The sequence below is a fragment of the Acinetobacter sp. 742879 genome (assembly GCF_000588535.1).
GTDB classification, from domain to species: Bacteria; Pseudomonadota; Gammaproteobacteria; order Pseudomonadales; family Moraxellaceae; genus Acinetobacter; species Acinetobacter pittii.
In genome coordinates this window covers 1-22,233 of the sequence record NZ_JFYC01000002.1, presented here as the reverse complement: position 1 = coordinate 22,233, position 22,233 = coordinate 1, and the positions used below count along the sequence as shown (strand labels likewise).

Here is a 22,233-nt window from a genome sequence, read left to right as displayed (position 1 = left end):
AAAGGTGGAGGTAAGCTACTAAAAAGACTAAGCTTTTTTATGCAAAAATATTTATTATCAAAAGCTTATAAATAATTTTACATAAAAATCAGCGAAATGTATTTTTGTGTAAAGCTTGTCAACCAAATAAAAAACCACTCAAAAGAGTGGCTTTTTATTAAGGTTTAAGTAATTAAGTTGAAGCTTTACGTTTCATTTGATCAAAGAAATCATCGTTTGTTTTGGTTTCTTTCATACGGTCAAGTAAGAATTCCATTGCTGCCAATTCATCCATAGGGTGAAGTAGCTTACGGAGGATCCATACTTTACGTAATTTATCTTCATCCATTAAACGCTCTTCACGACGTGTGCCAGATTTTTTGATATTCATAGCAGGGAAGACACGTTTTTCAGCAATACGGCGATCAAGCGTAATCTCTTGGTTACCTGTACCTTTGAATTCTTCATAAATTACATCATCCATTTTACTGCCTGTTTCAATCAAAGCAGTAGAGATGATCGTAAGTGAACCACCTTCTTCGATATTACGTGCTGCACCGAAGAAACGTTTAGGGCGCTCTAATGCATGAGCGTCTACACCGCCAGTTAACACTTTGCCTGATGATGGGATTACTGTGTTATAAGCACGTGCAAGGCGAGTAATAGAGTCAAGAAGAATCACAACATCTTTTTTATGCTCAACAAGACGTTTAGCTTTTTCAATTACCATTTCTGCAACTTGTACATGGCGAGCCGGTGCTTCATCAAATGTTGAGGCAATAACTTCACCGCGAACAGTACGCTCCATTTCAGTTACTTCTTCTGGACGTTCGTCAATTAATAGAACAATCAAGAATACTTCTGGATTGTTTCTAACAATCGATTGAGCAATATTTTGAAGTAACATTGTTTTACCCGCTTTCGGCGGTGCAACAATAATAGAACGTTGGCCTTTACCAATTGGTGCAACTAAATCAACGACACGAGCAGTTAAGTCTTCTGTCGTACCATTACCTAATTCCATAACCAATTGTTCGGTCGGGAAAAGGGGAGTTAAGTTTTCAAATAAAATTTTATTTCGAGAATTTTCTGGCGTGTCATAGTTAATCTGGTTAACTTTGAGCAACGCAAAATAACGCTCACCTTCTTTTGGAGGGCGAATAGTACCTGTGATGGTATCACCTGTACGCAAGTTAAAGCGTCGGATCTGTGAAGGACTCACATAAATATCATCCGGACCTGCTAAATACGAACCTGCGGCAGAACGCAAAAAACCAAAACCATCAGAGAGAATTTCGAGAACGCCATCACCAAAAATTTCTTCGCCATTCATCGCATGGCGTTTCAAAATGGCAAAAATAATATCTTGCTTTCTGTTACGAGCCATACCTTCCAGGCCCATAAATTCAGCAATTTTAATTAGTTCGCCGATTGGTTTTTTCTTGAGTTCAGTTAAATTCATAAGGGTCAGAATTAGGAAAGAGTAGAGTGTGGTTTAAAAAGGAGAAAAATCGCTCGCATACAAAAAAGATTATCGCAATTGTATTTACACAATAACAATTCAGAAGTCTGATTAATTGTTTCGAAGAGAAATGTGAAAAAACAATTTCTGTTGCCGAGTGGCGATCTTTATGTTTGTGTCTTGTAAGAAGCCGGACGAAGATGATTCCCTTCAGTGCCTCTTGAGCATGCAATATAAGCCAGCCTAGCAAATTTGTCAATTTATAGGCGAAAAAAATACGCTATAAAAAAGTATAGCGTATTTTCTTTTTTAGCATTTTGACTTAAACGTTTTCATCAATAAAGCTAACAAGTTTAGAGCGAGGTACAGCACCAATTTGTTGAGCTACAACTTCACCATTTTTGAAAAGTAGTAAAGCAGGAATGTTACGGATGTTGTATTTCACTGCTGTATCTTCGCAAGAAGTCACATCAACTTTAACAATTTTTACTTTACCAGCATATTCACTTGATAGGTCTTCAAGAACAGGTGCGATTGCTTTACAAGGTGCACACCATCCTGCCCAGAAGTCAACAAGTACAGGGGTTTCAGCATCTAAAACATCTGCTTGGAAGTTATCATCAGTTGTATTTACAATAGTCGCAGACATAGTACGGCTCCAATTTTTAGAAAAAAGTGCTATTACAGGAGAAATTATCTCTATCAGTATTACATAGCTACTTAGTTCAATGTAAGGGTTTGATGCTATTATTCAAGGCTTAACTAAATTTGTCTAATGGGTGCTCACGATATTCATCATCGACTTGTACAATCAACTAATAAATAGAAAAATTTAAATCACAGCTAATTGTTGATGAAAATGGCTTTTCAATTGCATTCTTGTGAATTACTCTAGGCGTGAATTGTTATGGGTTTAGTTCAATAATGTCTGATTTTCTGATTGATGAAGAATTACTTGCCGCCATAGATATGGGGTCGAACAGTTTTCACCTTGCAATTGCACGGGTAGATCATGGCGAAGTTAAAAAAGTTGCTTCGATGTCAGAAAAAGTACAGCTCGCAGCTGGTTTAGATGAGAATAAAAACCTAACAGAAGCCGCTCAGCAACGAGGCTTAGCCTGCTTGGCTCGTTTTGTAGGGAGATTAAGTTCTGTTCAACCAAATCGCTTACGAATTGTGGCGACCAATGCTTTGCGTCAGGCAAAAAATGGCCATGAATTTATTCAAAAAGCAGCAGAAATTTTGCCTAAACCTATTGAAATTATTGCTGGGCGAGAAGAAGCACGTCTGATTTATCTTGGCGTATCGCATACCATGGCAAATGGTGGTCGACGTTTAGTTGTAGATATTGGTGGTGGTTCTACTGAGTTCATTATTGGTGAAGAGTTTGAACCTATTTACACTGAGTCATTGCAAATGGGATGCGTGGCTTATACAAAAGCTTACTTTGCCGATGGCGAAATCACACAAAAAGCCTTTGATAAAGCAGTTGTTGCTGCCCGTAAAGAACTTTCAGCTATTGCAACAACGTATAAAATGGAAGGTTGGGATACTGTCGTTGGTTCTAGTGGAACGATTAAAGCTTGCCGCCAAATTATGGTAAATATGGGCTTGAGTGATGAACAAGAAAACGTCACTCGAGAAGGCTTATATAAACTCAAAGATAAATTACTTAAGTTTAAAAATATTTCTGAAATTGATTTTGAAGGGTTAAGAGAAGACCGACGAGCAGTTTTGCCAGCCGGATTGGCAATTTTGTACGCAGTTTTCGAAGTTTTAGAAATTGATCGTTTGGCATATTCTGATGGTGCATTACGTGAAGGAGTCATGTATGACCTATTAGGTCGTTTTAAACATGAAGATATCCGTGATCGTAGTGTACAGGCTTTGATGGGGCGTTATAACGCAGATCCAAAACAAGCAGAACGGGTTGTAAATACAGCACAGCAATTATTTGATGGTGTTGCAGAACCTCTTAATTTAACGAGTGAAGACAGTGACTTACTGCGTCGAGCTGCCTATTTGCATGAAATTGGTTTAGCGATTAGTCATGGTGGGTATCACCGTCATGGTGCTTATTTATTGCAGCATTCTGATATTCCGGGCTTCTCACAAATTGATCAAAATCACCTTTCACATTTGGTTGCTCACCACCGTCGTAAATTGCGAAATGATGTAAAAAATGAAATTTTGAAGGCTGGTGGTAATAAATTACTTTATCTATGTTTATTACTTCGCCTAGCAGTTTTACTCAACCATAGTCGAAGTGATCAGATGCTTCCTGCCATTGAACTGACCATCATAAATGATCAACAATGGCAACTTAGTGTTTCTGGTGATGCCAAACAATGGCCATTGTTAGTTGCCGACTTGCATGATGAGCAAGAGCAGTTTAAGCATTGGGACATTGAATTGAATATTCAGTCGGAAAAATTTATCGATTAAAGGGATAATATTCGACCTATGAAAAAAGCTACTCAGTCCAAAGCGTGGACAACGGTTCAAATTGCACGTCATCCTGATCGTCCGCAGTTTCTAGATTATGTCGGTGAAATCTTTACAGAGTTTGATGCCTTGCATGGTGATCGTTTGTTTGGTGACGATGGTGCGATGGTAGGTGGTCTTGCTCGTTTTGATGGTCAACCTGTGATGGTTATTGGTCAACACCGTGGTCGTAGTACCCGTGAAAAATTAAAGCACAACTTCGGTATGGCTAACCCAGAAGGTTACCGTAAATCTCAACGCCTATTAGATATGGCAGAGCGCTTTAACCTTCCAGTCTTCACATTTATTGATACTATGGGTGCTTACCCAGGTGTTGGTGCTGAAGAGCGTGGACAAGCTGAAGCAATTGCAACTAGCCTTGCTCAACTTTCAAGTTTGAAAGTTCCTGTTGTCGCAACAGTACTCGGTGAGGGCGGTTCTGGTGGTGCTCTAGGTATTGGTGTTGCTGACCGAGTAATTATGTTGTCGCATAGTATTTATTCAGTGATTTCACCAGAAGGCTGTGCATCTATTTTGTGGAAAACTGCTGAAAAAGCGGCTCAAGCAAGTGAAGCTTTAGGTTTGACAGCAGATAAATTACAATCTCTAGGTATTGTTGAATATGTAGTAGATGAAGGCGAAGGTGCTCATTTAGACCCTGAGCAAGTTATGCAAAACCTAAAAGTAGTTTTGAAGCAAGCTTTGGATGAGTTGCTACCAATGGATGCAAATGAACGATGCGAAGCACGTTATCAACGTTTAATGAAGTTTGGCAGCGAAAATTTAGGCATTGCGTCTTAAAACAGGCTCAAGAGTTTTCAGAAAATAGTACTTTCCTTATTGGATGTAGTGGCGGCATGGATTCAATGCTGCTACTACATTTGATGTCTCAAATTTTCCCTCAAAAGAGCCGAGTAATTTACATAGATCATCAACTGCAATCAAAAAGTGCAGAGTGGGGGAAACTCGTTTCTAAACAAGCGACTCGTTTAAATATTCCTTATACCATTCAAAAAGTTCAAGTTACTGACGGTAATTTGGAAGCTCAAGCACGTCAGGCACGTTATCACGCTTATCTACAACGTTTGCAAGCTAACGAAATTTTAGTGCTCGCTCATCATCAGCAAGATCAGGCTGAAACAGTAATATTGCGTTTATTGTCGGGTACAGGTGTTGATGGGCTTGCTGCTATGCAGACTATTGATTACCGTAAAGATATGACAATTTGGCGCCCTTTTTTGGATTTAACCCGTGAGCAGATTGCCGAGTGGACCACTCAACTTGAGATTGAGTATGTAGATGATCCTACAAATTACGATATCCATTATGATCGGGCGTGGTCGCGTGAAGAACTTTGGCCCTTCTTACAAAACCGTTTTCCAAAAATGCAGCAAGCACTTAGTCGTACTAGCTATTTGATGCAAGATGCTTCTGAAATTTTAGAAGAAGTTTTAAAAGCTGATTTGCAAAATTGTGGTACGGACGAATGTTTGGATTTAACTCAGCTATTAGAACTATCTTCTGCTCGACAGCGTCAATTACTTTCGGTTTGGATGAAAGGTGATGGGCAATATCGCCCTGCATTTGAAATGGTTGAGCGGTTAAAAAATGAAGTAATTGATTCAAAGTCTGATGCACAAGCGGCATTACATTGGAACCAGTTTTACTATGTCCGTTATCAACATCATCTTTATAGATTGAGTCGACAAGTTTTTCTTGCTGAAAAATTAAACCCAGTTGAAACCGAGATGGAGCATTATTTTCAACTAGGGGAAATAGTGGAATGCACTTCAGGACAATTTCAAATTACTCAAAAAAATATGGGTTTGTCTGCATCTTTATTAAATAAAAAATTAAAAATTATTCGACGCCAAGGTGGTGAAAAGGTCCATTTATATGGTCGTGTTGGGCAATGGCCATTAAAAAAAGCAATTCAAGAAGCACATATTTTGCCTTGGCTTCGTCATACAATTCAAATATTAGTCATAGATAATGTTATGCTTGGGGTTTTTACACCGAAAGGATTTTGGTTGGCTCAGTCTCCGTATTGTGAGCAAGGAGGATGGCAACCAGATTTAATTTCTTATTCTTGTAATCTGGTAAATGGCGAAGATGGTTATGACAAGTGCAGTAAATAGTAATATCTGTTTTATTGGTGGTGGTAATATGGCCCAAGCTTTGATTGGTGGGCTAATTTCAAGAGGTTTACCGCCAACACGTATTACCGTTTCAGATCCTGTTGAGCAAATACGTCAATTATTGCAAGAAAAAGAAGTCCATGTGACACAAGATAATGTAGCTGCAATTAAAAATGCTGATGTCGTTGTACTGGCAGTAAAACCACAAGTTTTGGCGACTGTTTTACGTCCTCTAAAAGGACTGTTATCAGATAAATTGGTTATTTCAATTATTGCTGGTGCTGAAATCCAAACGATATCAAGCTTAATTGATAGCAATCGAATTGTTCGAGTTATGCCAAATACGCCAGCTCTAGTCCAGACGGGTGCACATGGTATCTATGCAAATGATGTAGTAGGTACTTCGGATCGTGAATTAACAAGTCAGATTTTAGCAGCCACAGGCTTAACAATTTGGGTAAACTCCGAAGCTCAAATTGATGCGGTAACAGCGGTTTCTGGCTCAGGTCCTGCATATTTCTTCTATCTCATGGAAAGTATGATCCGTGCGGGTAAAAATTTAGGACTTGATGAAAAAGTTGCAACTGCGTTGACTCTTCAAACGGCATTAGGTGCAGCTCAAATGGCAATTACTAGTTCAAACACTCCTTCTGAACTTCGTAAGAATGTGACATCGCCAAATGGCACAACTCAAGCTGCACTTGAAGTTTTTGACCGTGCACAAATCTCCCAAAATATTCAATCTGCATTGGCTGCTGCACAGAAGCGTAGTCAAGAATTGGCTCAAGAATTGAGTGACAGTGCGAAATAGCTTAAATAGGATAAGACAACTATGGGTGCAAATTCTGCGCTAATTTTTGGAATTTTAATTAATGTCGCGATTTTATTGGTCTTTTTCCGTTTTTTAATGCAATTGGCGGCAGTAAGTCCTTATAATCCTGTGGTTTTATCGACCGTAAAGGCGACTAAAATTGTTGATATTTTTGGCCGAATTTTTCCGACGGTCGCAAAAGGCCGATTTAATTTGGCTGCGTTGGTTCTTTTAATTATTTTATATTTGCTGAAAATTTTTGGCGTGATGTATCTTTCTGGTTCTATGCCAAATAGTCCGGTTCACTTAGTGATTCTGACATTTGTGACGATGATTCAGGACCTGATCCGTTTCTGTCGTTATTTAATTTTCGCGACAATTATTTTGAGTTGGGTGGTTATGTTCACTCAATCGCGTTCACCTTATATTGAAGTGATTCAAGATTTAGCTGAACCATTACTCGCACCATTCCGTCGTTTATTACCTAATATGGGAATGATTGACTTATCTCCAATTTTGGCGTTTTTGGCGCTTTATATTGCCGAGATATTAATGAATGAAGTTGCAAAAGTTCTTTTAACGGGGCTTTAAGTTAACGCAATAAAAAAGGGCTGTTAATACAGCCCTTTTTTATTTCTGCTAATTAATGGGCATCATCCCAGTTTTGCCCTTGCCCAACTTCAACGACTAAAGGCACAGAAATTTTTACTACAGATTCCATGACAGTCGCGATTTGCTTAGAGAGCTCCTCGGCAATGTTTTGATCTGCTTCAAATACTAATTCATCGTGTACTTGAAGAAGTAACTTGGCTTGATCTTTTGGTAAGATTTTATCGACTTCAATCATTGCAAGTTTAATGATATCAGCGGCACTACCTTGTAATGGCGCATTAATTGCAGCGCGTTCAGCAGCCTTACGTACCATTACATTTCGTGCATCAATATCAGGTGTATAAAGACGACGACCTAAAATGGTTTCAACAAAGCCTTGTTCTGATGCTACTTGGCGGGTACGTTGCATGTATTCGTAAATGCCAGGATAGCGCTGGAAGTATTGTTTGATATAGTTCTGTGACTCTTGACGTGTAAAGCCTAATTGACGAATTAAACCAAACTCAGACATACCATACAGTAGTCCAAAGTTAACTGCTTTCGCTTGACGGCGTTGATCATTGGTCACATCTTCGATATCAATGCCTAATACTTCTGCAGCAGTACGACGGTGAACGTCTTGTCCATGCTGGAATGCGTGTACTAATGCTTCATCTTGAGAAAAATGAGCCATTAAACGTAATTCAATTTGCGAGTAATCGGCAGCCAATAGTACTCGGCCTTCTGGTGCAATGAATGCTTTACGAATTTGACGCCCAATTTGTCTACGAATTGGAATATTTTGTAAGTTAGGATCTGAAGAGGAGAGGCGACCTGTTGCTGTAAGTGCTTGGTGATAACTTGTATGTACACGATGCGTGTCGTTATGAGATTGCTCAACTAGACGATCAGTATAGGTACTTTTTAGCTTTGCTAAACCGCGATGCTCTAGAATAATTTCCGCTAAAGGATGTTCAATTTTTTCTAAAACACTTTCACTGGTGCTGTATTGTCCAGTTGCAGTTTTTTTACCGCCTTTGATTCCTAATTTATCAAATAGGATTTCACCTACTTGTTTAGGAGATGCAATATTAAAAGTTTCATCTGCAATTTCCATCGCTTGATTTTCAAGCCCTTCCATTGTTTTTGCAAATTCAACGCTTAATTTATCTAAGAAGGCATGATCTAGACGAATACCATCTTCTTCCATACCAGATAAAATACGGGCAACTGGCATTTCAATGTTATATAAAATATTTTCTAGCTCAGGAAATGGCTTAAGTTTGTTTGAAAGCACTTCATACAAACGATAAGTCACATGTGCATCTTCTGCAGCATAGTGAGCAGCAACTTCAATCTCAATTTGATTGAAAGTCTTTTGTTTAGCACCCTTACCAGCAATTTGTTCAAAAGTGGTCGTTAAGTGGCTTAAGTAGACACGAGCTACGTCATCCATGCCGTGACGAGTTGCTGCTGCATTCAATACATAAGATGCAAGCATGCTATCGAAATACCAGCCTTTAAGTTCTATGCCATGATTGGCAAAGATATGGGCATCATATTTAAGGTGATGCCCAATTTTTTTAACTGCTTCATTTTCTAGCACAGGCTTAATTTGAACCAGAATTTGATCACGATCTAGTTGCTGCGGCGCATTTTCATAATTATGCGCTAATGGAACATAGTAGGCATCTTTCGCATCAAATGCGATTGAAAAACCAACCATCTCTGCAATACGGTAATCAAGGCTTGTAGTTTCTGTATCAATAGCAAAATGGTCAGCATTTTGCATGCGTTGCCAGAGCTGATCCCATGCTTCTTGGGTTAAAACAGTGTGATAATTTGCAGTTCCAAGCTGGTCATCTTGACTAGTTAAGCTTGCTTGATCTTCGGTTTCTATAGATTCAGTAGGTTTAACTTCATTTTGAACAATAGTCTGTGAAGCTTGTTGTTTATAAATAGAACTGTTTGGATTGTTTGGATGATCAAGTGACTGTAACTGATTTCTAAATTCAAGCTCAGTATACAAATTACGTAGAGCTTCTACGTTTGGATCGGTAAGCTTTAACTCATGCCAATCGAGTTCTAAAGGAAGATCACAGACGATACTAGCTAACTGGTGGTCAAGCTTAATATTGTCTAAGTTATCTTTAATATTTTGGCTAAGTTTGCCTTTAAGTTGGTCTGCATTGGCAATAATATTGTCTAAAGTGCCATATTCAGTTAGTAACTTAGCTGCTGTTTTTGCACCTACGCCAGGTACACCCATGATGCCATCAGACGCATCGCCCATAAGGGTTAAGTAATCGATAATTTGATTTGGCCAAACACCAAATTTTTCAAATACCCCGTCGGTATCCATGACGCGATCTTTAAAGCTATCTTCAAGTTTTACATGATCATTGACGAGCTGAGCCATGTCTTTATCTCCGGTTGAGATAAGTACATGGTGGCCTTCGAGTACGGCACGTTTAGCGAGTGTACCGATAATGTCATCTGCTTCTGCACCCGGAAGACTATATAAAGGAATCCCCTGAGCTTTAATCAATGCATGTAAATATGGAATCTGTTGAGATAACTCTTCCGGCATGGTAGGGCGATCACCTTTATAAATAGGTGAAAGCTTGTGGCGGAAAGTTGGCTCAGGCGTATCAAAAATGACGGCCATATGTGTTGGCTGCATACGGCGCATTAATTTTTGAATGGCAGAAATTGCCCCACGTATTGCATTGGTATGTAACCCTGTAGAGGTCGTCAATGGTGGTAATGCATGATATGCACGAAATAAAAAATAGGACCCATCAACCAAGACAAATGGTGGCATTGAACAATTCCTTAATTTGAATTAGGGGTATTTTACGTGAAAACGGCTATGAATGCAGGTTTATGATTTTTGCAGTATTTTGTATGTATAAATATACGCTTGTATTGGCTTGAAGTAAGATGACCTGTAATGAAGGGGTCATATTGCTAAGCCCATGTATAAAAAAGACAAACAGGGAATGATCATTGTTTTGATCGCTTTGACTTTGTTTTTAGCCATTTCAATTGGTTTTAAATTTCAGAGTGCTGTTATTGCTTTATCTATTGCACTTACTGTCATTCTAGTTCAATTACTGTCAAATCTGCATGAGCGTTTAACTCATTTAGAACAGCAGTTTTCTCAGCAGAAAATGCCACTTTATTCTATTCACATGCAAAGAACAGTGATTTATGCAGCAGCCTTGGTTGCATTAGTTGCTTATATCAATCATTGGATGTGGATTGCTGGTGGGGCTTTACTGGTTTTATTGCTATGTTTGATTCAAACCATCAGTGCATTTCATACTCGACTATTATACCTCGAGTCAGCAAAACAAACTGTTCATGTAAATGAGACCATACAAACAGAAGTTATAAATCCTGTAATAGAACAAGTTAGTTCCAATAATACAGACACGCTAGTCCCAGTGGGAACGGCACCTTTAAATCAAACAGAACAACCAGCACATGTTCAGACCGCATGGTGGCAACCAGCCGTAGATTGGATGATTCATGGTAATCCAATCTTAAGAGTTGCTGTTGCTGTGCTTATGGTTGGGGTCGTGTTGCTATTACGTTTTGCAAGCGAGCATTGGCAACTTAGTTTAGGTGTGAAACTTGGATTTATTGCGATTGCTGGAGGTGTGTTAACGGTATTTGGGTATACATTGCAAAAGAAAAATCAGCTTTTTGCTGTGGCACTGCAAGGTGTCGGGCTGGCTGTTGTATTCCTGACACTTGTGTTCTCACATCATTTTGGTGTAATTGCCAACCTAACTACAGCGAGTATTCTGTTTACGATTTTATTAGCTATTACGGTATTCCTGAGTTTAAAACAACAAGCTATTTATTTGGCAATTTTAGCACTCGGCATGGCCTATGCAGCCCCTTTAGTTATTCCGCAATATCGCCCTGATGTAACCTTCCTATTTAGCTACTACTTAGTAATTAACTTAGCAGTTGCTGCGGTTAATTTTATTCAGCCTTGGAAAATCTTAAATCAAATTGCTTTCTTTGCCACAATGTTTATTGGTGGTAGTGCAATCGCATTTTATGCAGAACCCGAAAAATTTAGTACATTAGACTGGATTTTGTGGTGCCATATCGCGCTGTTTATTTGGCTTAGTGTTCGTTATAGCCAAAATATATCTCGGACGTCAGCAAGTGAAAAACAAGAAGGCATTCGTTTACCTCCACTCTTAGATGTTGGTCTTATTTTTAGTGTGCCAGTACTGGGCTTTACCCTTCATGCCTACTTAGTACATGAGTCTACACAAGCATTGACGATTGGTGCAGCCGTCTTGGCAGGTACCTATGCAGTATTAACTTTCTGGATTAAAAAAATTCATCCACAGCTTTCGGTCCTTGCAAAAAGCTTTTTCATTCTCGCGGTTGCGTTTTTTGCCTTAATTTTCCCGCTTGCAAAAGGAGCACATTGGACAGCAATTGGTTGGGTTGCTCAAGGTACTGCTTTAATTGTGTGGGGAGTAACTGAGCGCTACCGTTTAAGTCGATATATTGGTGTAGTTTTAGTTTTACTTAGCTCTATTGCACTGTTTTATCAAGTGTGGGCAAATGAAGAGTTCCCAACGCTAAGCACAAGCATCTATGCAATTGCCCAATTTATTTCTGCCTTTTATTTATTGCAATACAACAGTAAAGAGCAACGCTATTTTAGCGCAAGCATGTTTAGTGGCATTTTCTTGTGTTTAGGGATGTATGCAGGTGCTGTAGCTGGTGTAGAAATAATGACATGGCATCATCATGCTTTGAGTCCATATTTGATGTTCGCCGTAGTTCTAATCGCAATATTTAGCGCAGTTGTTCACTATAAACTTCGTGTGCAATGGCAAAGTTTGCAGTTAATTTTAATTAGCTTGTTACTGTTGTTAGTTTTGGGTGAAGCCTTTACCAGTCAAGTATTCATTCTGTTTAAATGGACCGATCTATTACAGCAGAGTTCTTTCCTAGTCGCTACCATTATTCTAAGTGCCTTATTTCTTATGGCTCAACCGCAGTCGGATGAGTCTGGGTACTTAAATGTCTGGGCTGGTTTAAGCTGGTTGGCGTTAGCAGTAGTTGGTTTGGCGATCTTTCCAAAAATGCCAGTTGTTACTCTGGCTTTTATCCCTGTGGTTTATTCGCTTTGGGCGTATAAGGCTCATAAAACTACATTGTTGCATCAAATTCCTGTTTGGTATTTAAGCTTAATTTGGTTGCTAGTTGTGAGCGTTGATCGCCACTCTGCTGAGTACCTTTATTTTGTTCCTTTATTTAACTTAACTGATTTTCTTTCTATTGTAGTATTTGCAGGTCTGCTCTTTATTATTTATCAACATGCTTTTGATCAAGATAAATCACTAGAGTGGACTTTTAAAATTACAACAATTTTAGCTGGGTTATTGGTATTCAGTAGTGTGGTCGTTAGGGGCTTACATCATTACTGGGGAACACCACTATGGAGCTTAGCAATTTGGACGAATGGTGAAGTGCAGTTAAGTTTGACATTGCTTTGGGTCATTTTGGCATTTGTATTAACTACATTCTCAAGCCGTAAAATGATTCGTCAACTCTGGTTTGTAGGTGCTGCGCTTTTAGGTATTGTGGTATTAAAGTTGATTTTGCTTGACCTATCACAAAGTGCGACATTAACTCGAGTCATTTCGTTTATTGGGGCAGGTGGAGTAATGTTAATTATTGCTTATCTTGCGCCATTACCCCCGTCATCTACCGCACACAAGAATCAAGAGCCTAAGCTTTAGGCTCTCTTTTTAATTCTTTTTGATTGCTATATTGGTCGATATCATCTTCAGCAAAACCAGTAGACGGTCGATCAATCAAGCCCATTTTAGGAACAGGAATTTCAATTCGGTTATCTAAAAATCCATTTCGGATTCGTTCTTGCATTTCATCCCGAACTTTTAAAGAGTTCTCTTGTCTACACCACATCGTGAATAAAAGCTCAATTGATGACTCCCTGAATGCGGTAACCGTAACTGCAGGTTTTGGATCATCCAGTACAAGTGGATAATGAGCTGCTACATTCAGTAGAACCTCACGGACTTTAATAATATCTTCGTGAAAGTTGATTGCGAGCGTAATTGGGATACGTCGTATCGGATATTTAGACAAGTTGTGTACAGGCGCACGAATAAGCTGTTCATTCGGCAAACGAATATAGACATTGTCGAGTGTAAGTAATTTTACCGAAAGCAAATCAATTGAAATGACTTCGCCTTCAATTGTATTACCACGAATGAGAGTAATCTGGATCGTATCACCGACTTCAAATGAACCCTCACCAATCAAAAATAAACCACTAATCAAGTTACTGGCAGATGTTTGCGATGCAAAACCGAGTGCTACAGTTAAAATCCCTGCTGCACCGAGGAATACACTAAGTTTGAACCCAGCTTCTTTCAAACTCGTCATGATGAAGAGTAAGAAAATGAAATAAAAAATACCACGGCGCCATACAAGGCGTTGGTGAGCATTAAAACGTGAGCCAATGGTTTTAATAAACGTATTCGAAATAATACGAGCAAGAACAAAGCCAATGAAACACAGTACAACAGCGACTAAAATTTCACTGATACGTTCGGTATTAATATTGGTAAATATGCTTTTGAGGCTATCAGCGATATCTTTTGGAATATTTGAATCAGCCATATAAACCTCTTAAAAGAATGAATCAAACATATTGAATAATGCCCCACCAGGTGAGCGTGGTGGGTGAACATAAGTCACTTCACCAGCAAGAGGTGGCGTACGATTTTCAATACGAATACGTGCCGGACGATCAGAACCCTCATAATAAACTTTAATTTGAGAAGTCCATAAACGACCTGTACTTTCACTATAAAAAAGAGGAAGAGCAGTAACTGGCACATTCATACGATCAAAGCGTAATTGATGATTACTTGTGTTGTGAAAGTCGATTGGAGTAACAGCACGGAAAGCACGTGGTGTTAATAGATTTAAATCGGTACGTCCATCCACGGAAGTGGCATAACAGATTTCTCCTTGCTGCGCATTAGGACCAAACCACGTATCTTTAGGCTGAATCACAGGAATCTCAAACAAAGGTTCATGCTGACTTTCAACTAAGCCTGCAATCCATAATGGTGTGCTGATATATAGAGTCCCACGTTGACCTGCTGGAATATAAATAGGATCGACAGGTTTAATAACCACAGAACGATCTGCCAGACGTGGCATCAGTAAAAATTCTGGGTTGGTCTTTCGAAACATGTATCGTTCTACTTGAACCGTATGCGGAAAGGCAAAATGTGGATCGGCAATTGGGTGCCAATCTTGTTCATTATCGTCTTGGAGAGATGGACGATAATATTCGATGCGCCATTCTTTTATGCCACGTGTTAAACGAAAGAGCATTGAACCGAATTGCCATGCTTTGGACTGGTTAATTTCAAAGTGCTGTTCACCCCACCATTTTAAAGAATTCTGGGGGCGAGGCTGATATTCATTATTTTCAAACAAGACGCAAAATTCCTCTACCGAGTTGTTAAACAGACTTCACGCTGTAATCTGCTTAGAGTACACTCAAAATCATCTTACTCATCATTATAAATTGTGATGCAAATATTGAAACAAATACAAGTTCCATATAGTTTTGCCAAGCGTCATGGTGTTTTATTTCGTTATGACGGTGATCAGGTATTTATTATTAGACGTCAAAACACTGAAAAAATTGCATTGCAGGAAGCAAGACGTATCTTGGGTAAGCCAGCTCATTATCAATTATGTACTGAACAAGAATTTAATACGCTCTTAAGTACGAGTTATGCAGGTGATACAGGGGAATCACAACAAGTTGCAGCTGGTTTAGAAGATCATCCGGACTTATTGAGTTTGGCCGATCAGGTTCCTGAAACAGAAGATTTGATGGATCAAGAAGATGACGCACCTATTGTTCGTCTGATCAATGCACTTCTCTCTGAAGCAATTCGAGTTGGAGCTTCTGATATTCATATTGAAGCTTTTGAAAAGAAACTATCTGTACGATTACGTGTAGATGGACAATTACGTGAGATTGTACAACCACGCCGTGAGTTGGCGCCTCTACTGGTTTCGCGTATTAAAGTTATGGCGAAGCTCGATATTGCTGAAAAACGTGTACCACAAGATGGACGTATTTCTTTACGTCTTGCTGGTCGTGAAGTGGATGTGCGTGTTTCAACTTTGCCATCGTCACATGGTGAGAGGGTCGTTATGCGTTTGCTTGATAAACAAGCGGGCCGACTCAACATGACTCACTTGGGTTTAATGGCTAATGACTATGAGCGTTTAACTCAGTTAGTGCATCGTCCTCACGGTATTATTTTGGTCACAGGGCCTACTGGTTCGGGGAAAACGACCACCCTATATGCAGCTTTGTCTGATCTAAATGACAATACTCGTAATATCTTAACTGCTGAAGATCCAATCGAATATCAACTCGAAGGTATTGGTCAAACCCAAGTGAATACCAAAGTGGATATGACATTTGCTCGTGCTTTAAAAGCAATGTTACGTCAAGATCCTGATGTGGTGATGGTGGGGGAGATTCGTGATCTGGAAACTGCTGAAATTGCGGTTCAAGCATCTTTAACAGGACATTTGGTTTTATCAACACTACATACCAATACAGCTATTGGTGCAGTTACTCGACTTAAAGATATGGGGATTGAACCCTTCTTATTATCAAGCTCTTTAATTGGGGTGATTGCTCAACGTTTGGTTCGTACTCTATGTCCACATTGTATGACATGGCGTGAAGCCGATACTTTTGAGAAACAGGTTTTTCAACATATTAATAATGAACCATTATTGCAGTTACCTGAAGCCAAAGGATGCGATCATTGCTCACATTTAGGTTTTAACGGACGTACAGCGATTTATGAAATCGTTCCAGTTGATGAACCCATGCGCCGTCTGATTCATGGTAATGCAGCTGAATATGAATTAGAAAATCATGCTCGTGAGTATTCAGGATCTATTCGTGATGATGGTTTGCGCAAAGTACTTGCAGGTAAAACTACACTCGAAGAAGTGCTTCGTGTAACCAATGAGGCAAGTGAAGCATAATATTTAAGATGTAAAAAATGCCCGATTTGATTCGGGCATTTTTAAATATCAAAACTTATTCAGTCACAATATTAAACGTCACATCAATATTGTTGCGAGTTGCATTTGAATATGGGCAAACGATATGAGCTGCTGCAACTAACTTTTCAGCTTCTTCACGATCCATACCCACTAAGTAAACATTTAAAGTCGCTTCGATGCTAAAACCTGTAGGAATTGGACCAATACCTACTTCACCTTCTACATAAGCGTCTTTACTAATATTAAATTTATCGCGGTTTGCAACAAATTTTAAAGCACCTAAAAAGCATGCTGAATAACCAGCTGCGAATAGTTGCTCTGGATTTGTTACAGCACCACCTGCGCCACCCATTTCTTTAGGCACACCAAGCTGTACATCTAATACGCCGTCTGATGAAGTAGCACGGCCATCACGACCACCGGTTGCTTTAGCTTTTGCACGATAAACAACTTTTTCTAATGACATCGTTTTCATTCCTAAAATAAATTGAATACAAATATATCGTACACGACTTAATTATTTTGACAAGTATATTTTTTAAAAAAATTGCTGTTTATTTGACTAAGTTTGTACGGAGTTTAGTAAGTTGATCTTTAAGGCCTAGTAGTGTTGTCATATCACATGAACTTGCTTGTAATACGCCTGATGGAATATGGATTGCTTGATCTTTTAATTTTTTTCCTTCATCACTTAGCGTAATAATCACTTGTCTCTCATCTTGAGTTGAACGGGTACGATGAAGTAAATGCGAGGCTTCTAACTTTTTCAAGATAGGAGTGAGGGTAGATGATTCTAAAAAAAGTTTAGCTCCAATTTCTGAAACAGTCACTTCATCCTGCTCCCATAACACTAACATCACTAAATATTGGGGATAGGTAATGCCCAAAGGTGCTAGAAGTTTTCTGTAGAGTTGATTAAGCGCTAAATTCGTTGAATAAATGAGGAAACATAATTGATTCTCAAGCTTTAAGTTTTGACAGTCTTGGTCCATATATTCCTCAAAGAAACTAGTATTGCTTTTGTAGTATATCGCGTTCTATTCAGTTTCTTAAATGTTCATAAGAATAGGTTATGAATAAAGTAAATTAAGGGATATAAAAAATGGAATAATTACATCAATTATTCCATAAGATAAAAATAGTCTAGATGAAAGTGTTTACCACAAATCTGCAATCTTTTTCATTAAACGCGCACGATACTTCGCAGTAGGGTTATTTGCATTGCGTTGCTGCTCTTGTTCATAAAAATCTTGCCATGCAGTAATCATTTCAAGCGTAGTTCCTTGTTTTTTAATTACAGAAACATCTGCTGGCTGAATATTTTCTAAACGTTGTCTTGCACCTTCTGCGCCTGTACCCCAGCCAATAATTCTTTGGCCAAAAGCGGGCAAGGGGATATTTTTAGGAGTTGCTGGAAGAATATCTGAGTTGAGCTGTGCAGCAGGCGAAACAAAATGGTTTGTTGTACCAAACTCTGCATAACAATGAATATTTGCCCCCAAGCAAAAAATGCTAAATAAGTATTTCCACATGAATAATTAAACTTTTAATAATGAATCAATTTACGGTGAGTCATCAGAGGCATTGAAGAGCGGACGAGTTCTTGTGCTGTTAAATCAAAGGGTACAGTGATTAAACCACTCCCCTCATATCCAATCATACTTAAAATTTGGCCACGACTATCTGTTGCTCCAGAGTGTCCCCAGGTTTGTCGTTTTTCACCATGCCAGCCCTGTTGTGCTGCGCCTAAAACATAACATTGGCTATCCATTGCCCGAGCTTGTAGCAAAAGCTGCCAGTGCATTTGTCCAGTTGTATAAGTAAATGCAGCAGGAGCAGTAAGAATATGAGCGCCTTGTTGTCTCAGAGTTAGAGCAAGCTCTGGAAAACGTAAGTCATAACATACCATTAAGCCAATATTGCCAAAAGGGGTAGATGTGACTACTACGTCTGTTCCAGGTTCAAAGAAACGAGACTCTTGATAACCACCGACAGCATCACCCACTTGTACATCAAATAAATGGATCTTGTCATAACGTGCTTCTGTACGCTCAGGGCTAATACAAAGACTAACCGTCCGGACTCGACCATCTTGAATGGTAGATCCATCTGGACGAAATGGACATGGTAAGGTACCGGCCACAATCCAGATTTGATATTGATGTGCTAGTTTCTCAAGCCGTTGTTGAATAGACTCAAATTGCTCAGCTGTTTCGCGTTGTTTTCCAGCTGCAAAACATACAAAGTTTTCGGGGAAAACAATCAGGCTAGCATTTTGCGCCTTACTTTGTTGAATCAACGACTCAATGACTTGAAAATTATTTTCAATATCATCTTGAGAGTTCATTTGAGCAACAGAAATAAGGGTCATATTCTAATCCGGCTTAATGTTTAAAGTCAGGCATTTTGCTTATCTGATACCTGTTCAAGCGTATCTTGTTCTTTCTGTAACTGCTTCACAAGTGGCTCAAACATATTCTGATTATTTGCATTGAGTTTCATCAATGTCTTATGTGCATCCAGAACTGTTCTTAGCATTGCATTATGAGTGATCTGTTCATCAGTTAACGTTAGTGTGCAAACGTTAGGATCGCCACAGTAATTCAAAATGACAAAAACCTGCCCTAGCCCCATACTGTTGGCTAAGGTTGTGATATCTGGATTGGTAGATAGCATCACAGCTTGAATATGATGAGTTTGTTTAAGCTTTAAACCTAGCTTAGCTAGGATGCCTAACACCGTACTATCAATAAATGTTGTTTGGGTTAAATCAACGATTGCACCAACAACATTCTCTTGCTGTTCAATTCTGTTTAAAAGTTTGTCTAGACTTATACAAGAATGGGCTCGCACTTCACCAATAAGTTTGAAAATATGCGTTCCATTTAAACTTGCATATTCAACATGACCTGTTGACATATAAATGCCATTTTCAGAGAAGGATAGAAAAATTATCACATAGTGCCATCGCAGACTCAAGAGTCCTTAAGTCGTATATTATGTAATTAATTGATTCGTAAATTAATTCATTCGACAAAGACTGAAGATGGCAATGTCATCAGCCACATGATCAGGTGCTTGGAATGATTGATTTTGCAAATGATGAACCAATTGTTGGAACTGATCATTTAACCCGCCATCAAAAGGTTCAAGTGCTCCATCTGAGCAAACAATGAAGCGTGCTTGGTGATTTAATGTACAAACATGTTCTTCAACTTCGAGTTCATCAGTCAAGCCTAATGGGAAGCTACTTGTTGTTAGAATTTTTGGAGCTTGATTGGGTTCAAAAATGATAGGAGGAGGGTAGTGCCCAGCACTTGACCAACGAAGTGTATGTGTTTCAAGGTTTAAAATACCCACCACAATCGTAATGTGCTTTTCAATATTCTCTTGAACCAACATTCCATTTAATTTTTTTATTAATTGTCTTGGGGTTTTAGAGCGGCCATGGAAAGCTGCCATCCAAGAGGTTAATAAACTACTAGTTACACCATGTCCTGAAACATCGGCAAGATAAAATAAAACTTCCTTATCATTTAATTTCCAGTAGTCATACCAATCACCAGAAAGATAAGCTGAAGGCTGAAAGAAAGTTTCGACTTGATAATTTAATAAATCAATTGGATTAGGTAATAGTCTTTTTTGTAGTTCAGCAGCCGAAGGTAAATCGCGGCTATCTTGGTTACGTTTATATTGGGCATCGATTCTTGATAATGCTTTATTTAAATCGTTAGGTAGTTGATTCCATACCCAACCTGCAAGAGCACCCGCTTCCCAAGCTTGAGCTAAAGCGCTGCCTTCATGTTCAAAAGAAATGACAATGGTGGGTAAATTCCATTTATATGTCAGGAAATCTTGTACATCTGCTATTGCAATGATGGTTGGATCATATAAATCTAAATCATCTATGTTAATGACTTGTAAGCCTGGCAATTTATCCAAAGCTTGCTCTAAATAAGGGATAGAGCGTGTCGGTTTAATAAAATACATAGAAGAGATGGTAGTCCTTTTATATGATCACTTTATTCATCATAGAGTATGTTTGATCAAAATCAAGGTATTGCCCAACTCTTAATCCAAGCAATACCTCGATTTCATCTTTTAAGGGTTTTGGTTCTCATCTGGTGTATCTTCTGAGTCATCATCAATGAAAGATACATCAGCTGAGTCGCCCTTTTTCTCTGCAATTTGGAATGCTTTACGTTGCAGATATAAATCTCGAATCATGGCATATTGATCACCTTGTAAGGTCTGATCTAGGTCTAGATATTGAGCGCGTGTATCAACCGCTTGTAACATATTACTTGACCAATAAAGACCCTCTTGATCATCCATAACATATTTCTGTGGACGTGCTTGGGCGTCTACTGCTAAACCAAAACCATCACGTAAGGTACTTGGACCGAAAAAAGGCAACATCAGGAATGGGCCAGAAGGAACACCATAGTAACCGAGAGTTACACCAAAATTCTCTTCTTCAGTCGGTAAACCTAAACGGCTGGCAGGGTCAGCTAAACCAAGAGTACTTAACGTATTAATTGTAAAGCGACCTAGGGTTTTTGCCGCACGACCAGGGCGACCTTGAATAAGCTGGTTAACAGCATTCCAAGGTTCTCCAAGATTTTTACGGAACTGACGATAAGAACCACGGACATCTTCTGGAGTCTTTTCTCTATATTGCACAGCAACTGGGCGTAAAAAATTTCGATCCAACATGTCATTAAATGAGTAAATTGGACGATTTAATGATTGTAATGGGTCTTTTACAGGATCTGGTTGTGCTGCATTCGCATTAATTTTTAAATCTTTAACTTTAATATTTTTTAAATCTTTAATAATTTGTGAGCGCGTATGAGTCGGTGCTGTTTCTTCTAATGAGCTAGCATCAGAAGATTCACTTATAGTATTTTCTTGAGCATATAGAGAGGTACAAACACCTACAGATAATACGCTTAGTAAAATTAAATTAGAATAATTCATATAATTCCTTAACCGCCAGCCAGGCTAATACTTAAATGTGCAGTTGGGTGGAGATATGTTTTAATACAAAATTGATAACCTATTATCAATGTAAAATTGATCAAATAATATAGATAAAATGCTAAAAAGCTTAAAAAGTGTCCAGTTGATGATATTGATTTAAAAAAAGGGTTGCAAAGGGGATGAGATGGTCTATAATGCACATCCATCGGCGGTGATGCAGATAGAAACTTGTTGAAAAACAGTTACTTGTGATTAAGTTGGTTGCTTTAAGTGATGAATTTGATGGTAAGTTGGTTTGAGAGATAAGTTTTAAAAATATCGAAATTACCTGTTGACTTTTAAGAGATTAAGAGTAATATAGCCGACCTAGCTTGCTGGTGACGAACCAGGAAGAAGATCATTAAGAGAATTGAAGAACAACTTGTGTGGATTTTTACTGATTGATTAATCGAAATAATTTTCATTGATTGATTGGTTTAAATTACTCGAAGTTTATTTGAGCGAAATTTAAGTCAGTAATTGATGAGCCAGAATTGGCACCTTGTCTTTAATAAGGTGCAAAATGATTTTAACTGAAGAGTTTGATCATGGCTCAGATTGAACGCTGGCGGCAGGCTTAACACATGCAAGTCGAGCGGAGAGAGGTAGCTTGCTAC

19 protein-coding genes and 1 rRNA gene are annotated in these 22,233 nt (G+C 38.7%); 8 read left to right on the top strand and 12 right to left on the bottom strand.

The annotated features are described in order from the left end of the window. Positions 1-172: 172 nt before the first annotated feature. Together rho and trxA are read right to left on the bottom strand one after the other, a co-directional pair. Entirely contained in the window at positions 173-1,441 is a 1,269-nt protein-coding gene (gene rho, locus J690_RS07980; protein ID WP_002117304.1) for a transcription termination factor Rho, read from the bottom strand. Positions 1,442-1,763: 322 nt separating this feature from the next. Next, complete coding sequence (gene trxA, locus J690_RS07975) at positions 1,764-2,090, bottom strand: thioredoxin (protein ID WP_002054512.1); 327 nt, start codon at positions 2,088-2,090, stop codon at positions 1,764-1,766. Between the two features lie 275 nt (positions 2,091-2,365). Here trxA and ppx point away from each other — a divergent pair, with 275 nt between their 5' ends. Genes ppx through J690_RS07950 form a run of 5 tightly spaced genes read left to right on the top strand, consistent with a single transcriptional unit; the run spans position 2,366 to position 7,465 of the window. Beyond that, entirely contained in the window at positions 2,366-3,886 is a 1,521-nt protein-coding gene (gene ppx, locus J690_RS07970) for an exopolyphosphatase (protein WP_032005308.1), read from the top strand. A gap of 18 nt (positions 3,887-3,904) precedes the next feature. Then, positions 3,905-4,726, top strand: a complete 822-nt coding sequence (locus J690_RS07965; RefSeq protein ID WP_005066304.1) for an acetyl-CoA carboxylase carboxyltransferase subunit alpha — start codon at positions 3,905-3,907, stop codon at positions 4,724-4,726. Between the two features lie 56 nt (positions 4,727-4,782). Continuing rightward, complete coding sequence (tilS, locus tag J690_RS07960; protein WP_032035258.1) at positions 4,783-6,063, top strand: tRNA lysidine(34) synthetase TilS; 1,281 nt, start codon at positions 4,783-4,785, stop codon at positions 6,061-6,063. Next, positions 6,038-6,874, top strand: a complete 837-nt coding sequence (proC, locus tag J690_RS07955) for a pyrroline-5-carboxylate reductase (protein WP_081405101.1) — start codon at positions 6,038-6,040, stop codon at positions 6,872-6,874. Before tilS ends, proC begins: the two co-directional genes overlap by 26 nt. A gap of 21 nt (positions 6,875-6,895) precedes the next feature. After that, complete coding sequence (locus J690_RS07950) at positions 6,896-7,465, top strand: YggT family protein (protein WP_000501183.1); 570 nt, start codon at positions 6,896-6,898, stop codon at positions 7,463-7,465. 52 nt (positions 7,466-7,517) lie between these two features. On the opposite strand, the gene polA is transcribed toward J690_RS07950, so the two are convergent. Further along, positions 7,518-10,289 carry a DNA polymerase I gene (gene polA, locus J690_RS07945; protein ID WP_032035256.1) on the bottom strand — a complete coding sequence of 924 codons (2,772 nt, stop codon included), beginning with the start codon at positions 10,287-10,289 and terminating at the stop codon, positions 7,518-7,520. Positions 10,290-10,443: 154 nt separating this feature from the next. On the opposite strand from polA, the gene J690_RS07940 reads away from it, so the two are divergent. Further along, entirely contained in the window at positions 10,444-13,248 is a 2,805-nt protein-coding gene (locus J690_RS07940; protein WP_032035255.1) for a DUF2339 domain-containing protein, read from the top strand. Here J690_RS07940 and J690_RS07935 read toward each other — a convergent pair. After that, positions 13,238-14,155 carry a mechanosensitive ion channel family protein gene (locus tag J690_RS07935; RefSeq protein WP_032035254.1) on the bottom strand — a complete coding sequence of 306 codons (918 nt, stop codon included), beginning with the start codon at positions 14,153-14,155 and terminating at the stop codon, positions 13,238-13,240. The two genes, J690_RS07940 and J690_RS07935, sit on opposite strands and share 11 nt — an antisense overlap. 9 nt (positions 14,156-14,164) lie before the next feature. Continuing rightward, positions 14,165-14,986, bottom strand: coding sequence for a hypothetical protein (locus tag J690_RS07930; RefSeq protein ID WP_002117309.1), 822 nt, complete (start codon positions 14,984-14,986; stop codon positions 14,165-14,167). Positions 14,987-15,082: 96 nt separating this feature from the next. Here J690_RS07930 and gspE point away from each other — a divergent pair, with 96 nt between their 5' ends. Continuing rightward, positions 15,083-16,573 (top strand): type II secretion system ATPase GspE, encoded by a 1,491-nt coding sequence (gspE, locus tag J690_RS07925; RefSeq protein WP_005804298.1) that lies wholly within the window; start codon positions 15,083-15,085, stop codon positions 16,571-16,573. A 55-nt stretch (positions 16,574-16,628) separates the two neighbouring features. Here the strand turns inward: gspE and J690_RS07920 are convergent, their stop codons facing one another. The 7 genes from J690_RS07920 to J690_RS07890 all read right to left on the bottom strand — a co-directional run bounded on the left by J690_RS07920 (position 16,629) and on the right by J690_RS07890 (position 21,574). Beyond that, entirely contained in the window at positions 16,629-17,060 is a 432-nt protein-coding gene (locus J690_RS07920) for an organic hydroperoxide resistance protein (RefSeq protein WP_005066315.1), read from the bottom strand. A gap of 88 nt (positions 17,061-17,148) precedes the next feature. Beyond that, on the bottom strand, positions 17,149-17,586 hold the full coding sequence (locus J690_RS07915; protein WP_032005318.1) for a MarR family winged helix-turn-helix transcriptional regulator: 438 nt from the start codon (positions 17,584-17,586) through the stop codon (positions 17,149-17,151). Positions 17,587-17,751: 165 nt separating this feature from the next. After that, positions 17,752-18,126 carry a DUF4951 domain-containing protein gene (locus J690_RS07910; protein ID WP_005804300.1) on the bottom strand — a complete coding sequence of 125 codons (375 nt, stop codon included), beginning with the start codon at positions 18,124-18,126 and terminating at the stop codon, positions 17,752-17,754. Positions 18,127-18,140: 14 nt separating this feature from the next. After that, positions 18,141-18,965, bottom strand: a complete 825-nt coding sequence (locus J690_RS07905) for a carbon-nitrogen hydrolase family protein (RefSeq protein ID WP_005066320.1) — start codon at positions 18,963-18,965, stop codon at positions 18,141-18,143. 26 nt (positions 18,966-18,991) lie between these two features. Next, the gene (gene gigB / locus J690_RS07900) at positions 18,992-19,513 is read right to left on the bottom strand and encodes an anti-anti-sigma factor GigB (RefSeq protein ID WP_002117273.1); all 522 of its coding nucleotides are present in this window, start codon (positions 19,511-19,513) and stop codon (positions 18,992-18,994) included. Between the two features lie 102 nt (positions 19,514-19,615). Next, a complete protein-coding gene (gigA, locus tag J690_RS07895; RefSeq protein WP_032035252.1) occupies positions 19,616-20,584 on the bottom strand; it encodes an RsbU family protein phosphatase GigA in 969 nt (322 codons plus the stop codon). Positions 20,585-20,695: 111 nt separating this feature from the next. After that, positions 20,696-21,574: an MlaA family lipoprotein gene (locus J690_RS07890; protein ID WP_032035251.1), complete on the bottom strand. Its 879-nt coding sequence runs from the start codon at positions 21,572-21,574 to the stop codon at positions 20,696-20,698. A gap of 572 nt (positions 21,575-22,146) precedes the next feature. On the opposite strand from J690_RS07890, the gene J690_RS24455 reads away from it, so the two are divergent. Continuing rightward, positions 22,147-22,233, top strand: a 16S ribosomal RNA gene (locus J690_RS24455); the annotation flags it as partial.

Coding starts and splice junctions, on each gene's coding strand:
- rho (WP_002117304.1), bottom strand. CDS start 1,441: ATGAATTTAACTGAACTCAAGAAAAAACCAATCGGCGAACTAATTAAA.
- trxA (WP_002054512.1), bottom strand. CDS start 2,090: ATGTCTGCGACTATTGTAAATACAACTGATGATAACTTCCAAGCAGAT.
- ppx (WP_032005308.1), top strand. CDS start 2,366: ATGTCTGATTTTCTGATTGATGAAGAATTACTTGCCGCCATAGATATG.
- J690_RS07965 (WP_005066304.1), top strand. CDS start 3,905: ATGAAAAAAGCTACTCAGTCCAAAGCGTGGACAACGGTTCAAATTGCA.
- tilS (WP_032035258.1), top strand. CDS start 4,783: ATGGATTCAATGCTGCTACTACATTTGATGTCTCAAATTTTCCCTCAA.
- proC (WP_081405101.1), top strand. CDS start 6,038: ATGGTTATGACAAGTGCAGTAAATAGTAATATCTGTTTTATTGGTGGT.
- J690_RS07950 (WP_000501183.1), top strand. CDS start 6,896: ATGGGTGCAAATTCTGCGCTAATTTTTGGAATTTTAATTAATGTCGCG.
- polA (WP_032035256.1), bottom strand. CDS start 10,289: ATGCCACCATTTGTCTTGGTTGATGGGTCCTATTTTTTATTTCGTGCA.
- J690_RS07940 (WP_032035255.1), top strand. CDS start 10,444: ATGTATAAAAAAGACAAACAGGGAATGATCATTGTTTTGATCGCTTTG.
- J690_RS07935 (WP_032035254.1), bottom strand. CDS start 14,155: ATGGCTGATTCAAATATTCCAAAAGATATCGCTGATAGCCTCAAAAGC.
- gspE (WP_005804298.1), top strand. CDS start 15,083: ATGCAAATATTGAAACAAATACAAGTTCCATATAGTTTTGCCAAGCGT.
- J690_RS07920 (WP_005066315.1), bottom strand. CDS start 17,060: ATGTCATTAGAAAAAGTTGTTTATCGTGCAAAAGCTAAAGCAACCGGT.
- J690_RS07915 (WP_032005318.1), bottom strand. CDS start 17,586: ATGGACCAAGACTGTCAAAACTTAAAGCTTGAGAATCAATTATGTTTC.
- J690_RS07910 (WP_005804300.1), bottom strand. CDS start 18,126: ATGTGGAAATACTTATTTAGCATTTTTTGCTTGGGGGCAAATATTCAT.
- J690_RS07905 (WP_005066320.1), bottom strand. CDS start 18,965: ATGACCCTTATTTCTGTTGCTCAAATGAACTCTCAAGATGATATTGAA.
- gigB (WP_002117273.1), bottom strand. CDS start 19,513: ATGTCAACAGGTCATGTTGAATATGCAAGTTTAAATGGAACGCATATT.
- gigA (WP_032035252.1), bottom strand. CDS start 20,584: ATGTATTTTATTAAACCGACACGCTCTATCCCTTATTTAGAGCAAGCT.
- J690_RS07890 (WP_032035251.1), bottom strand. CDS start 21,574: ATGAATTATTCTAATTTAATTTTACTAAGCGTATTATCTGTAGGTGTT.